Origin of the sequence: Myxococcus sp. CA005, from assembly GCF_006518205.1 — a bacterium.
Taxonomy (GTDB): Bacteria; Myxococcota; Myxococcia; order Myxococcales; family Myxococcaceae; genus Myxococcus; species Myxococcus xanthus.
Genome location: NZ_SRLV01000017.1, coordinates 93779 through 108005 on the forward strand (window position 1 = coordinate 93779; position 14227 = coordinate 108005).

General features: G+C 70.9%; 8 protein-coding genes. 2 read left to right on the plus strand and 6 right to left on the minus strand.

Annotation, left to right across the window (positions count from 1 at the left end):
• Window positions 1–41: 41 nt before the first annotated feature.
• Entirely contained in the window at window positions 42–2348 is a 2307-nt protein-coding gene (locus tag FMQ63_RS10370) for a serine/threonine-protein kinase (RefSeq protein WP_020478565.1), read from the minus strand.
• Window positions 2349–2572: 224 nt separating this feature from the next.
• Here FMQ63_RS10370 and FMQ63_RS10375 point away from each other — a divergent pair, with 224 nt between their 5' ends.
• Window positions 2573–3745: a PAS domain-containing sensor histidine kinase gene (locus FMQ63_RS10375; protein ID WP_011553148.1), complete on the plus strand. Its 1173-nt coding sequence runs from the start codon at window positions 2573–2575 to the stop codon at window positions 3743–3745.
• Between the two features lie 23 nt (window positions 3746–3768).
• On the opposite strand, the gene FMQ63_RS10380 is transcribed toward FMQ63_RS10375, so the two are convergent.
• On the minus strand, window positions 3769–4968 hold the full coding sequence (locus FMQ63_RS10380; protein ID WP_020478564.1) for a cyclic nucleotide-binding domain-containing protein: 1200 nt from the start codon (window positions 4966–4968) through the stop codon (window positions 3769–3771).
• A 140-nt stretch (window positions 4969–5108) separates the two neighbouring features.
• Entirely contained in the window at window positions 5109–5504 is a 396-nt protein-coding gene (locus FMQ63_RS10385; protein WP_225909225.1) for an MmcQ/YjbR family DNA-binding protein, read from the minus strand.
• 448 nt (window positions 5505–5952) lie between these two features.
• Between FMQ63_RS10385 and FMQ63_RS10390 the strand changes: the two genes are divergently transcribed.
• Window positions 5953–7302, plus strand: a complete 1350-nt coding sequence (locus FMQ63_RS10390) for a sigma 54-interacting transcriptional regulator (RefSeq protein WP_011553145.1) — start codon at window positions 5953–5955, stop codon at window positions 7300–7302.
• 3 nt (window positions 7303–7305) lie between these two features.
• On the opposite strand, the gene FMQ63_RS10395 is transcribed toward FMQ63_RS10390, so the two are convergent.
• The 3 genes from FMQ63_RS10395 to FMQ63_RS10405 all read right to left on the minus strand — a co-directional run bounded on the left by FMQ63_RS10395 (window position 7306) and on the right by FMQ63_RS10405 (window position 14222).
• Complete coding sequence (locus tag FMQ63_RS10395) at window positions 7306–8679, minus strand: serine/threonine-protein kinase (RefSeq protein ID WP_011553144.1); 1374 nt, start codon at window positions 8677–8679, stop codon at window positions 7306–7308.
• Between the two features lie 12 nt (window positions 8680–8691).
• Window positions 8692–10236 carry a hypothetical protein gene (locus FMQ63_RS10400; protein ID WP_020478563.1) on the minus strand — a complete coding sequence of 515 codons (1545 nt, stop codon included), beginning with the start codon at window positions 10234–10236 and terminating at the stop codon, window positions 8692–8694.
• A gap of 161 nt (window positions 10237–10397) precedes the next feature.
• Window positions 10398–14222, minus strand: coding sequence for a serine/threonine-protein kinase (locus FMQ63_RS10405; RefSeq protein ID WP_011553142.1), 3825 nt, complete (start codon window positions 14220–14222; stop codon window positions 10398–10400).
• Window positions 14223–14227: the final 5 nt, after the last annotated feature.

Consider the following 14227-nt stretch of genomic DNA (forward strand, 5'->3'; position numbering starts at 1 on the left):
CGGACCCTAGTGACGGGGGTCCGGAGCGTCAAGGACGGCGCTCACTCCTTGTACGGTGGGAGATCCGCCAGCCGGATTTGAATCTTCGTCTCCTCGCCCGGCTTGATGGGAGCCGACAGGAGCCGGCTCACCGACTCCACCCCCGTCGGGTCCACCACGCGCAGGCGGTAGACCCCCACGGGCAGCGGGAATTTCTTCAGGGGCGTGGTGCCCAGCTCCGTGGCGCCGTCGAACACGGCCGCCCGCGGCACCGTGTAGAGGGTCATCCACCCCAGGCCCGCCTTCGCGGCCCCCTTCGCGGTGCTGGTATCCAGCACCTCCGCCATTCCCTCGGGGTCCTGCGTCACCGTGGTGACGGGCTCGGCGGCCGGCTGGGCAGCCGCCACGCGAGGCGCTGGCTCACGCGGAGGTGGGCTGGCCTGCACGGGCGGCGCGGCCTTCGCACTGACAGGTTCGGCCTCGGCCTTCGGGGCGGCTGCTCGGCGCGACGGCGAAGAGGCACCTTCCTTCGCCTTCTGCCCGGGCGGGGCCTTTGTCGGAGCCTTGGCTTCCGGCGCGCCGTCCACCGCCTCTTCGTCCGAGCCTTCGCCGCCAGCAGCCTGCTCGACCTGGGCAACAGCTTGGGAAGGCTCGGCCTGACGGAAGCCGGGTGGCGGGCCCGCCTGCTGCGGTGGCCAGGGCTGGTTCGCGGGGTCCTCCGCCGGCGGCGGATTCAACTCCGCGCTCACCCACGCCTTGGCGGCCTCGAAGCCCGGCAGGAGCTGCGCACGCACGGCAGGCAGCGTCGCAGCCCAACCGAGGCCTCCCAGCAGAAGGAGCAGGAACAGCCGACTGGCCCAGCGCGATGGCGGACGGGCTGCGGGCGTCTCCACCGGCGTGTCCGAGGCCCGGGACGTATCGGGGCGCGCCGACCGTCCGGAGACCCGAGCACCGTCCGCGCCGGGCCGCTGGGGCCGGGAACGGAAGCGCTGCGTCTGGAGATCGCTCGGCTCGTCGAGAGATTCGGACTCGGCCGGGACCTCCTGCCGGGCAGTGGGCCGCGGCCGAGGTGTACGCGCGGCCGGCGCGCTGTCCTGCCCTCCGCGCGGTGTGCGCGAAACCGGAGAAGCCGCCTCACTGGTCCGGCGCTGAGGGGCGGGCTTGGGCGCGCTCCCGTTGCCGGCGACTGAGGGGCCACGCAAGGCCACGCCGCCCTCCGCCGGACGGCGCTGGGGCACGGGCTTGGGCGCGCTCGAATGCGGGGCCGAAGGCGCACCAGGCCGGGCGCGCGGGGCCGGCATCTGCGACGTGGGGGCGGAGTCCGCGCTGTCCTCCTGCTGGAGGGCACCCGCCGCCTCGCTGACGCGGGCATCCTCCGCGCGGCTGGCCAGCTCCAACAGCGTGCGCGTCTTCTGGCGCTTGTCGGCGAAGAGGTCGCCCATGACGGCGGTCATGGCGTCCTCGTCGAAGAGCTCCGAGCCGAGCGCCGCTTCAATGGCGCGCGCCATCTCCCGGCAGTTGGTGAAGCGCTGGGACACGTCCCGGGACAGCGCTCGCGTCGCCACGGCTTCCAAGGCTTCGGGGACGTCCGGGTTGATGCCGCGCAGCGGAGGCACGTCGGCCTCCACGATCTGCATCATCACCGCCGCTTCGTGCGGCCCGCTGAACAACCGCTGGCCACTCAGCAGCTCGTGCAGCATGACGCCCACGGAGAACAAGTCACTGCGGCCATCCAGGGTGGCCACGCCTCGCACCTGCTCCGGGGACATGTAGCCACTGGTCCCCTTCACCGTCCCCACCTGAGTGCGCCCCAACCGTCCGCGCGCCTTGGCGATGCCGAAGTCGATCACCTTCACGACGCCGTCGTAGGTGAGCATCACGTTCTTCGGAGACACGTCGCGGTGCACCACCACCGCGGGCCGGCCCGACGGGTCCGTGAAGTGGTGCGCGTAGTGCAGGCCCAGGCAGGTATCGCGAATCACCCGCCCGACGAAGCCGAGCGGCAACGCGTAGCCCTGGCGCGTGGAGGCTTTCATCACCTGCTCCAGGTTCTGCCCGGGCAGGAACTCCATGGCGAGGTACAGCTCGCCGCCATCCTCGCCCAGGTCGAACACCTGACCGATGTTCGCGTGCGAGAAGGCCGCGGTGATGCGCGCCTCGTCCAGGAACATCTGGACGAATTGCTCGTCCTTCTTGATGTCCGGGAGAATCTGTTTCACCGCGACGAACTTGCGAAATCCCCCAGGCCCCGAGGTGTAGGCCAGGAACAGCTCCGCCATCCCTCCGATGGAGAGGCGCGTGAGGATTTCGTATTTCCCGATGCGCCGCCCCCGATCGGGATCGTCACCGGCGCCACCCTGCATGGACATTCGGCGCGGCATGTTAACTCCCGCATGGGTCCGAGTCGACCTTCGTGACGACCCCTTCCTCGACAAGCTGGAGGGGGCTCCCGCACACCGCGTCGGGGACTGGCACCGGCTGGCTGCCTGCCCGTGCGCCGGCCGGAGTGTCCGATGGCCGATGGCCACATCGCGCGATTCCCCGTGACGGAGGGGGGCGTGTTCTCATACCAGCAAGTCAGAGTAGGAGGCTCATGGAAGACACCAACGGCTGCCCCGGACTTGCCAGGCGCATCGCATATTCCGGGCAAGGCGAATCCAAGCAAGACGCCGCGGACCAGCTCCGGCTGTTGATTGAGAGCGTCACTGACCATGCCATCCTGACGCTCGACCTGGACGGATACGTAGCGAGCTGGAACCCGGGCGCTGAGCGCATCAAGGGCTACCGCGCGGACGAGATTCTGGGGCAGCACTTCAGCCGCTTCTATCCGCCCGAAGCCGTGGCGCGGAACCGGCCGCGGCACGGGCTCGAGGTGGCGACGCGTGAGGGCCGCTTCGAGGAGGACGGCTGGCGCGTCCGCAAGGACGGCAGCCGCTTCTGGGCCAACGTCGTCATCACCGCGCTGTATGACGAGACAGGGCAACTGCGTGGCTTCGGCAAGGTGACGCGCGACTTCACCGCCCGCTACCAGGCCCAGGAGCAACGGGAGATGGAGCGCCTACGGGAGGCGCTTCGCATCCGTGACGACTTCCTGTCCGTGGCGTCCCACGAGCTGCGCACGCCGCTCACCCCGCTGCAACTGAAGCTGACGGCCATGCGCCGCGCCGTCGACAGCGCCCCGGGAGGCATGCTGCCGAGCGAGCGCGTGGAGCGCGACCTCGACGTCGCCGTCCGCCAGGTGCGCAAGCTGGTGGAGCTGGTGGACGACCTGCTTGACGTGTCACGTATCAGCGTGGGCCAGCTGGCCCTGGAGCGCGTGCCCGCGGACCTCACGGCGCTGCTTCGAGAGGTCGTCGCCCGCTACCTGCCACAAGCCAGCCAGCTCGGAAGCACCGTGGAACTGGACGCGCCTGCGCCCGTGCAGGGCGAATGGGACACACGCCGGGTGGAGCAGGTGATGACCAACCTCCTCTCCAACGCGCTCAAGTACGGAGGGGGCAAGCCGATTCACGTCAGCCTGCGCGCGGAAGGCGGCATGGCGCTGCTGAGCGTTCGCGACGAGGGCATCGGCATCGCGCCGGAAGCACTGCCCCACGTCTTCGACCGGTTCATGCGGGCCGTGTCCGGCCGCAACTTCAGTGGGCTGGGGCTCGGCCTCTTCATCGCCCACCAGGTCGTTTCGGCGCACGGGGGCGACATCCAGGTGTCCAGCGTGCCGGACAAAGGGAGCACGTTCAGCGTCCGGCTCCCGCTCGGCCCCACGTAGACACACGCCATGGGACGCCCCTGTCAGGTGCTCAGCGCACGCACCCGGCCCGCGAGGTTCTGGGTGAAGAGGCGGAAGATGCGCAGCGCCGCCGCCTCGTGCGTATCCACGAAGCGTTCGAAGTCGACACGGCTGATGCGCAGCGCCCGCACGGAGGTCCGCGCACGGACATGGGCGGACACGGGCCCATCCTGCACCAGGGAGATTTCCCCCAGGTACGCCCCGGGCCCCAGCGTGTTGAGGTGCCGGGCGTCCTCCTCGGGGCCACTGAAGACGTCCACGGAGCCGTCCATGAGGACGAAGAGTCCCAGGCCGGGCGCGCCCTTCTCCAGCAACACGGCGCCGGGCGCGATGACGACCTGACGCGCCAGCCGATAGAGGTCCTTCATGTCCTCCAGGGACAGCTCGCCGAAGATGGGGATGGCCTTGAGGAACCGGTACCCGTTCGCCGCAGGCGCCGACGCGCCTCCGGAACGGCGAATGAGCATGGCCTCCGCTTCCGCCTCCATCCCCATGCGGCGCAGCAGCCGGGCCTTCTCCGTCACCAGCGCCGGGTCCCCGCGCGCATCCTCCGAGCTGCTCACCGCGTCCGCGAGCACCGCCAGCGCCCGGTGCGTGAAGCCCTCCGCGTCCAGCAACTGGCAGATGCGCAGCACCGCCTCCACGAAGCGCGGGTCCTCCGCGCGCACGCCTCCGAGCGCCTCGACCTCCGCGTGCGCCTGTCCCAGCTCCCGGTAGAGCGTGGCCGCCTCGAAGGGACGGTCCAGGCGCACCAGGCACTGCGCCATGGCTTCGCGCGAGCCCAGCTCCCGGTAGATGGCCAGCGCGCGTTCCAGCGCGCCACCTCGCTCGAAGGCGGCGGCGGCGCGCTCGGCATCACCCGCTCGGAGGTAGCTCTCCGCGGCGGCCATGTACTTGCCACTCTGGAAGTAGAGGTCCCCGGCGGTGGCGTCCTCGCCCTGGCCGTCCATCAGCCGGGCCGCGCCCAGGAAGTCCCGCGCGCGCCGCAGCACCTCGACGAAGCCACGGCGCTCCTTCGCCGGCCCCTGTTCAGCTTCGTGACGGATGCGCTCGCGCTGCGCATCGCCCAGCTCCTCGTAGAGCTGTGCCGCCCGGTCCGTGTCCTCCAACTCGACCAGAGAGCGCACCGCGCGGAGGGCACCCTCCACGGGCGTGCGCAGCCGCCCGCTCCCCTCGCCCTGACCACCTGCTGACTCTGTCATGTCGGGTCTCCCGTTCCGGTGAGACCGGCCAGCATGGGCGCCGCCAAAGCGTTGCGCCCCTTCCCGGCCTGCCCCCCTCTTCTCCCAGAGCCTCGCATTGAATGCCGGGCCTGCCAACGCCTGCCGCGAAAACGCGGGCGTCAGTCCGCGTCCCGCGCCCGCTCCGCCAGCTGCCGCTGGGAGGCAGTCCTCCGCCACGCGTCCTCCAACAGTTGGCGGACGAGCGCCGGACGCGCCGCGGCAACGCGCACGAGCAGGTACTCGGGGTACCCCGCGTAATGTTCGGTGATGTAGCAACTGTCTGGCTCGGCCTGAATGAGGACGTCCCGCACGCCGGGCTCGACCTTCACCACCAGCGACTCGCCGTCCTCATGGAAGCGGGCGATGAACTTCTTGCGCACGCGGAACGCGGGCGTCCCGAAAGACGTGCCCTCCTCCATCCCCGGTAGAGACAGCGCCAGCGCGCGCACCGCGTCGAACGTCAGCCCCTGCGTCCCCCCACCGCGCATCGCGCGGCGCCTACCCCGTGTCGCCATGGCGCATTCCTACCAGAGGCCCAGGCAAACGCGGCAGGTAGCGCGCCATGTTGAAACTCCGCCCCGTGGAATGACAGACATGATTTCATCCCCGGGCAGATGTGGCGATGCGATGACCCGCGGTGTCATGTCTGTGATTTCATCAGCACGACCGCCCGCGCCGACATGTGGGGTCCGCGACACTCCGAGTCCGCTGTGACACAGCACCTCCCAGCCGAGAAGGTCCAGACAGCCTCGACTAGCGGAAATCCCGGAGATGCCGCGCCTCCGCGCGGGCCCCGCCTCGCTCCCAAAGCGGGCGGCCAACAACCGCCCCCCAATAAGAATGAGCCCGGGAGAGAACCGTTCGGATGTCGGCTCCCGTGATATCTTGACTTCCATGTCTGCACTGGATCGGGCTCATGCCGCACCCTCCTCGCCGGACGTGAAGGGCGACTCGCAATGGAAGATGGAAGTCGAAGGTGGGCGTGACACGCCGCTGCACGTCACGCTGCCCTACGAGCACGCGCGCCGGGGCTATGACGCCTCCACGGTGCGCCGGTTCCGGCTCACGGTGGCGGAAGGCCCGAACATGGGGACGACGTGGGAGTCCACGGGCGACACCTGCTCGGTGGGCTCGCACCCGCTGAACGACTTCGCCGTGGAGGACTCCACGGTGTCCCGGTTCCACTGCGAGGTGCGCATCGGGCCACGGGGCCCCCAGGTGAAGGACCTGGACAGCCTCAACGGCGTCATCGTCGACGGGGTGCAGGTGGTGGAGGGCGTGCTGCGCAGTGGCAGCCTGCTGCGCCTGGGCCGCGTGGTGCTGCGCTTCGACTTCAGCGCGGAGAACAACCGCCTGCCGCTGTCGGAGAACTCGCGCTTCGGCACGCTGGTGGGCGCCTCCGTGGCCATGCGGGGCTGCTTCGCGATGATGGAGCGCGCGGCGGGCCGCGACGTGACGGTGCTGCTCGAAGGCGAGACGGGCACGGGCAAGAGCCAGGCCGCGCTGGCCATCCACCAGGCCAGTCCCCGGCGCGACGCGCCCTTCCTCATCGTGGACTGCGGCGCCATCCCCGCGCACCTGTTGGAGAGCGAGCTGTTCGGCCACGAGAAGGGCGCGTTCACCGGCGCCGTCCAGCGGCGCGCGGGCGTCTTCGAGGAAGCCGACGGCGGCACCGTCTTCCTGGACGAGATTGGCGAGCTGCCCGCGGAGTTGCAGCCCAAGCTGCTGCGCGTGCTGGAGAACCGCGAGATTCGCCGCGTGGGCAGCAACACGTATCAGCCGGTGAACGTGCGCCTCCTCGCCGCCACGCACCGAGACCTTCGCGCGGAGGTCAACGCGGGCCGGTTCCGCTCCGACCTCTTCTTCCGGCTCGCGGTGCTGCGCTTGCTGCTTCCACCGCTGCGTCAGCGTCCGGAGGACCTGCCCATGTTGGTGGAAGGCATCCTCGACCTGCTCGGCGCGGACCGCGAGCGCACGGGCGCGCTGCGCACGCAGGACTTCCTGGCCAGGTTGCGGCACGCGGCGTGGCCCGGCAACGTGCGCGAGCTGCGCAACTACCTGGAGCGCTGCCTTGTCTTCGAGGAAGCAGTCGAGCTCTCCGAGGAAGAAGCCCACCGCTCCGGCCCACCCGAGGTGGACCCCTCGCAGCCGTACGCCGACCAGCGCCGTCACGTCGTCGACGACTTCGAGCGCCGCTATCTGCGCGCGCTGCTGGAGAAACACCAGGGCAAGGTGGCCCAGGCAGCCGTCACCGCGGGCATGGACCGCGTCCACCTCTACCGCCTGCTGCGACGCCACGGCATCAAGCCGTGAGCCTCACCGCGGGCGGCTGACGCGCAAGCACCCCAGTCCCGCGGCGGACACGGGTGTCACCAGGAAGGCCGTTTCCAGGCCCTCGAGCGCCCGAGCGGTCGCCACCAGGTCCGTTCCTGGTGGCTCCGCGACCCAGCCCGGCAGGTGCAACAACCCGCCGCCGCTGCCCTCGCGAGGCAGCTCCGCGACGTGAACGGTGATGGCCAGGTCCACCGGGCGCGGCGCCTCGCTCGCCGCCACGAACTCCACCAGGGCCAGCGCGGCGTGCAGCACTCGCGCTCGCGCGGCCTGCTCCGCCCCTGCTTCCGGCGGCAGCGGCGCGAAGGCCAGCAGGCAACCGCTCCCCTCCAGCCGCACGTCCAGCCCGGCGGCGCGCGCGGTCCCCCCCACGCGCTCCAGCAACGCATCCAGCCGCTCCAAGGACGAAGGTTCCACCGCGCCGTGGAGCCGGGCTTCCGCGTACAGCGCCACGGCGAGCGTGGGCTGGTCCTCCGTGGGACTGCCCTTCACCGCGCGCCGGAGCGCGTCGAGCCAGGCATCGATGTCCGGGTATCGGTCCTCGCGCCGCTTCCCCATGCTGCGCAGCACCACGGCATCCAGTGCGGCAGGCACCGGGGCGCGCTCACTGGGCCGAGGAGGCGGCGCATTCAGGTGCAGGTCCTCCACCTCATGCCGGGTGGCCCCCTGGAAGGGCGGCTGCCCGGTGACGAGTTGGAAGAGCAGCACGCCCATCGCGTACAGGTCCGTGCGGGCGTCGGGCGGCTCGCCGCGAATCTGCTCGGGCGCCATGGACAACGGCGTGCCCAGGGAGACGCCCGTCAGCGTGAGCGTGGACGCGCCCGGCGCATCCGGCGTCAGCCCCTTCGCCACGCCGAAGTCCACCAGCTTCACGCGCGGCGCTCCACTGCCCGTGCTCAAGCGCACCACGTTCTGCGCCTTCAAGTCCCGGTGCACGACACCGGCCTGGTGCGCGGTGCGCAGCGCGCCGCCCACCTGCTCCAGCACCTCCAGCGCCTCTCCTGGCGACAGCGGCCCGCGCGAAGCCAGCTCCGCCGCGAGGTCCCTCCCCTCCAACCACTCCATCGCGATGAAGGGCCGCCCGTCCGCGAGCGTGCCGTAGCCAAGCACGTCGACGATGTGCGGATGTCTCAACCGCTGGAGCGTCTCCGCCTCCCGACGGAAGCGCCGCAGGGCGACGTCCGAGGGCTGCGGGAGCAGGACCTTCAGCGCCGCGAGCGCACCCGTGCGGACATGTCGGGCACGGTAGAGCGTGGAGACAGGCCCCCGGTAATGGACCTGCTCCACCAGCCAGTCCGATACCAGGGCGCCGACGCCCAGCTCCTCGCCATAGAGGGCCTCTTCGTCACCCGACGCCATGCGGCAGAAGGCCTACTTCTTCCGAGGGAAGGGAAAGGGCAGCTCCTCCCCCGTAGGCAGCGGCTTGACGGGCCCCGATGAACGCCCGCAGGACTGGGTGCGCATCTCCTTCGCCACTGTGTCGCACGGGGCATGGAGGTAGGTGGTCACCGACTGATTCCACAGCACGTCGTCATCGTCGTGGCACGCCTCGTAGTCGCCATCCCTCGGCGTGAGGGGCCCATCCAGGATCTCGCACTTACCGGCCACGGGCGGACTGAGGGATGTGAAGCAGGGCCCCGTCACGCGCGCGGCACAGTTGGAGCCCGACGAGGGCAGCGCGCAGACGCGGTTCACCGCGTACGCCGCCCCGCTCGACCAGGCCGGGTCGTAGCAGGAGAACATCTTCCGGTAGATGGAGCCGCGCACGATGACGTCGGCACCCACCACCACGTACCGCTTCTTGTCCCCATCCCCGAGTGCCACGACGTCCACCTCCGCCCCCAGCTCGTTCGGCAGGAAGATGTTTCCGTAGAATGCGCCCTCGCGCACGGAATAGACCTGCTGCTCGGACAGGCCATAGGTGGACGCGGAGTCCGGATACGCCTCGACGTTCGCCAGCCATTCCACGGTCGTGCTTGAAGCCGGCGCGGTCATCACGCTGTAGTGGCCCCCGGCCGGGCAGGTGAAGGAGACCACTGGCACGGCGGGCGCCCCCGCGCAGCTCCCTGTCGCCTCGCCCAGGTTGCGCGCGTCGAGATGGTCACACCCCGCGATGCCCTCGCACACCCGCAGGACGGTGGGCCCATTCACACTGGAGCCCACGATGGGAGACAGCCCCGCGCAGGACAGCGGCCCCCCCGCTCCCACCACGACGGTCGTGGAAGGCGTGCAGCGGCCAATGCCATCCGGCGTCCAACCGCAGTCACGCTGCTCGCCTGATTCGCCCAGGCCACAGTCCCCGAAGCTGGCCAGCGCATTGCCCGTGATGGGGACGTGCGCGGCCGGGCGCGTCTTCGCATCCAGCGTGTAGATGTTGGGGCCCGACGCGTAGAACTGGTGCTCGCCGCGCATGGACAGCTCCACGCGCCGTCCCTCCGCGTTGTTGCGCGCCAGTACACAGGCGGAGACACGCTCCAGGCAGCTCCGGCTCGGCGGGGAGTCGTCCCAATCCGGGCAGAGCCCCGCCTGTCCAAGCCATTTCCGGACGCCGGGACTGGGCTCCCGCGGGTCGTAATAGGCAATCTCCTGGTCGACCGTCAGCGCGCAGCCCACCACGTACTCCATGAACCGCTGCGCATTGGGGTCATGCAGCCGTCGGCGCGTGTTCTCGTCGCCCTGCGTGGGGTGGAACAACTGCCCAAGCGCCGAGGTCCCCAGCAACTGGTTGGAGTCGGCGTTGGTGGAGATGGCGTTGAGCACCAGCGCCTGCGTCGTGAGCGAGTTGGCGATGCGAATCTCCGACGCCTGCGTCCCTACCGTGGGCGTCTCCTCTTCATGAGGCCCGGTTCCGCAGCCCGACAGGGCGAAAAACACGAGCGAGGAAACCGCCAACAGGCGAGGCGAACCAAGGGCCATGAGACGTCCTCCAAGAACGACGGAAGGAAGGAGTGCTGCCTCCCAGCAAGCATGTGCCGAGCCAGCCTGGGAGGTTGTATGCGGTGCCATGAGAGCAGATCTCCACGCAGCATTCGCGTAGCGCTTCACGTCACACTGCCGCCGGACAGTGACATTTCTCGCTACACGTCGAAAAGGGCAACCCGCAGGGACTCCAGGCGGGCTCGCCACAGGGGAGCGCCCTCCTCCACCGCGCGCTCGGCCCGGACCACCCAGGTGCGCGCCTCGTCGGTACGTCCCGCCTGGAGCGCGCCCCGGGCGGCCTGGAGGAGAATCTCCGCCTTCTCATCCGCCGAAGCCAGGGTGTCCGCGTCGTCCGCCAGGGCCAGCCACGCCTCCCGCGCCGAGCCGCCGCCCCGTGCGTCCTGGACCTGTAGCTCCACCAGCCTCCGCATGACGGCGGTGGGCGGCAGCGATTCGGGCGGACAGTGGGCGTCAATCCACCGGAGCTGCCGCGTCGCCTCCTCCAGGTCGCCCAGCGCGGCGGCCATGCGCGCGAGCAGCAACGCATCCACCGGGACAGGGTGCTCACGGAAGAAACGCACGCCCAGTTCGTGAACACGCCGGGCCAGCGGCAGCGCCTCCTCCAGTCGGCCTTGCATGTAGAGCACCTCGGCGAGGTTGAAGGTGGACCAGCGCTCCACTTGCGCATGGCCCAGCTCCCGGCCCAGCACCATCGCGCGGCGCAGGTCCTCTTCCATCCGAGCCACATTCCCCAGGCGCAACCACAGCAGCACACGGTTGATGAGCGTAGCGGCCCGGTGCAGCGCGTCCCCGGCCTGCTCACAGCGCAGCAGTGCCATGTCGAAGCGGGTCGCGGCTTCGTCGGTCCGGTCCAGGAACGTGAGCGCCGAGCCCAGCAGCGCCAGCGACACCACGAGCGTCTCGTGGTCATGCACCCGCTCCGCGCCTTCCACCACCCCGGTAAGAACGCGCACGGCGGCGCCCCACTCCCCCAGCCGGACGTGGAGCCGGCCTCGGGCCAGCGAGCAGCGCAGGGCCAGGCGAGGATCATCCAGCCGCTCGATGCGTTCCAGAGCCTCACGTGTACAGGCCGACGAGCCCTCCACGTCCTCCATCCAGTCGCGGGCGGTGGCTTCCTCCAGCAGTAACTCCACCTGCTGGGCCTCGTCACCGCGGGCCACGGCCAGTGCCCGCGCCGCGCCCAGGTCCGCCAGCCCCTCCCGGAAGCGCTGAAGCCGGTGACGGACGCGCCCACGCCCCGACAACGCCAGGGCACGGCGCTCCACGTCTCCCTCCGGCAACAACGCGAGCGCGCGCGTGTAGTGCTGCTCCGCCTCGACGGACAGGTGCGCACGGCGCGCGGACTCCGCGAGCGAGAGGAACGCGGTGATGGCCTCCGCATGAGCACCACAGGCCGCGGCATGGTGGGCCCAGCGACGGCGCTCGGCCATCCCGTCCCGGGGCGTGGCACGCAGCGCCGCGGCGTGGAGGACGCGCCGTGAGGGCGCCGGCAGCAACGCCTCCAGCGCCTCGCGCAGCAAGGGGTGACGGAAGGCGAAGTGGCCCGGAGCCGTGGGCCGCAACAGCCCCGAGCGCGCCAGCCGCTGGAGTCCAGCCCCCGCGTCGAGCGACGTCACGCGCGCCATCTCATCGCTCGGCTCCAGGTGTCGCAGGGCGGCATCCACGCGGGACACCTCCACTTCCGTGCCCAGCACCGCGCAAAGCCGCGCCAGGACTCGGTGTGCCGCGGGGAGCCCGGCCAACGCCCGCGCGGCGAGTCGTTCGAAGAGCGGCGTCACGGAGACGTCCAGCAACGCGTCCGGCGCGATGTACCACCCGCCTCCTGGAGACGCCCGCAGGGCCCCCGCGGCCCGCAGCGCACCCGCGAGTTCCACCAACGACAAGGGGACGCCCTGCGCCAGCTGTTCCAACCGCGCGAGCACCGGCTCGGGGACGTGCTCGGCGGGGCGCAGCAGATGCAGCAACAGGGAACGGCTCGCCTCGGGCGTCAACGGCGGCAGTGCGATTCGCGCGACGCGGGCGCTGCGCTCGCCCAGGTGCGGTCTCAACCCGAGCAACGCGGGCCTCGCGGCGACACAGACCCAAAGTGGCGCACGCACACCCGCCAAGGTGGCGACCTCCAGTGCATCCAGGCTGGTGGGGTCCGCCAGGTGCGCGTCGTCGACGAGCAACACTCGAGGGGCCGCCTGGGCCTGCCGCTGGAGTCCCTCTGCGAGGCAGCGCGCGGCTGCGTGTCGCGCATCCGCGAGTGGAAGCGTTGGGGCCTGGACAACACGGGCCGGCTCGGCGGTGGCTCGCAGCGCGTCCAGCAGCGACTCCGAGGACGCGGCGTCCGGAGCGGACGCGCGGAGCCGCACCACAAGACACCGCCCCGCGGCCTCCAGCCGGGTGGACAGTGCCTCCAGGACGCGGGACGTGCCGTGCCCCACGTCCCCCGTGAGGACGCACAGCCCTGGGACACCCTCCTCGATGCAGCGTGACGCCTCGGCCTCCAGCGCCGCCAGGACGGCATCGCGGCCCGACAGGGGCGGTGCATCCGCGGAGGACGTGGCCGCGCCCCCGTCGTGCAATCGCAGGCGTGCGCCATCGGGCGAGTGCTCCATGGCGCCCGGCCCCAACCTGGCCGCGGCGGAGGCAGTGACGCGCGCTTCTCCCAGGGAGAGGTCTTCCGGCCACCAGTCTCCTGCGGATTCCAAGGCAGGCCCTGCGACCCGCGTGGTCGTGGCGCCCGGAAGAACGTGCAGCCGCGACAGGTGTAGGACGGTGGCGGCCTTGCCCTCCTCCATCAGCTTGCGCGCCACCAGTGCGCCTGCGCGAAGGTTGGCCTCGGCGGACAGGGACTCGGAGAACGCGACCAGATAGCCCCGTGCGTGGACGCGCGCGAGCGTGCCGCCCTGAGGCTCGAAGGTCAGCCGAAGCACATCGACCGGAATGTCCGCGCGGACGCCCAGCAACGCGACCCAGCGCTCGCCGGCCCCAGGCCCGGACGACGTGGGCACCGCGGCGGGCGCGCCCTCTGGCGGAGCCATGGACAGGGACTGGGTACACGCGGCATCGAAAGCGGCGAGCACATCCGAAGCCCGCGAGAAACGTTCGGAGGGCGCCTTCGCCAGACACCGCGACAGCACCGCGTCGAGCGCCGTCGGCACGGGTGCGCGCTCCGACACCCGGGCGGGGCGAAGGCTGACGTGCCCGTGGCGAATCTCCTCGGCGCCGCCGATGAACGGCGGCGCGCCAGTGAGCAACTCGTACAGGAGAACGCCCAGCGCGTAGACATCCGCGGCGGCGCCGGCCTCGCGCGCGTCCAGGCACTGCTCAGGTGCCATGTAATACGGCGTGCCCAGCCGCTGCCCCACGAGCGTCAAGCCCTCGGGCTCCGGGCTCTCTCCGTCTTCAGGTGCGTCCAGGAAGCGCGCGAGCCCGAGGTCCAGCAGGCTGAGCGCCCCACCCTCACGCAGGAAGATGTTCTCCGGCTTGAGGTCGCGATGGGCCACGCCCGCGGCATGGACGCGCTCCAAGGCGGCGCAGAGACCCCTGAGCAATTCGCGCACGCGGGGCACGGACGCCGCGCCCGAGCCCGGCAACGCCTCCATCCACGCTGCGAGCGTCTGGCCATGCAGCCGCTCCATGACGAGGAACGGCCGCCCTCGGACAACCCCCGAGTGGTGAAGCGTGGGCGTCGTCGGCGCGCCGATGCGGCGAAGCGCGGCGGCCTCCCGGACGAAGCGGTCACGGTGAGGCGGCCGTCCCACCTTGAGCGCAACCTCACGGCCATCCTCCTCGCGGTAGGCGGTGAAGACGTGTGAGAAGCCGCCCGAGCCCAGCAAGGCCGCGGGGCTCAAACCTGGCACGTCCGGGAGCGGAAAGGGCTCGGCGTCAGGGCCAGGCGACGAAGCGCGCTGGCCATGCACAGGACACACCGCGCCGAGGGCGAGACGGCGGTGGCAGACCGGACAGCGCATGGGGT

Bases quoted from the DNA above. Each gene is read 5' to 3' on its own strand.
- FMQ63_RS10400 (WP_020478563.1), bottom strand. From the start codon at position 10,236: ATGGCCCTTGGTTCGCCTCGCCTGTTGGCGGTTTCCTCGCTCGTGTTT.
- FMQ63_RS10370 (WP_020478565.1), bottom strand. From the start codon at position 2,348: ATGTCCATGCAGGGTGGCGCCGGTGACGATCCCGATCGGGGGCGGCGC.
- FMQ63_RS10380 (WP_020478564.1), bottom strand. From the start codon at position 4,968: ATGACAGAGTCAGCAGGTGGTCAGGGCGAGGGGAGCGGGCGGCTGCGC.
- FMQ63_RS10405 (WP_011553142.1), bottom strand. From the start codon at position 14,222: ATGCGCTGTCCGGTCTGCCACCGCCGTCTCGCCCTCGGCGCGGTGTGT.
- FMQ63_RS10390 (WP_011553145.1), top strand. From the start codon at position 5,953: ATGGAAGTCGAAGGTGGGCGTGACACGCCGCTGCACGTCACGCTGCCC.
- FMQ63_RS10385 (WP_225909225.1), bottom strand. From the start codon at position 5,504: ATGGCGACACGGGGTAGGCGCCGCGCGATGCGCGGTGGGGGGACGCAG.
- FMQ63_RS10375 (WP_011553148.1), top strand. From the start codon at position 2,573: ATGGAAGACACCAACGGCTGCCCCGGACTTGCCAGGCGCATCGCATAT.
- FMQ63_RS10395 (WP_011553144.1), bottom strand. From the start codon at position 8,679: ATGGCGTCGGGTGACGAAGAGGCCCTCTATGGCGAGGAGCTGGGCGTC.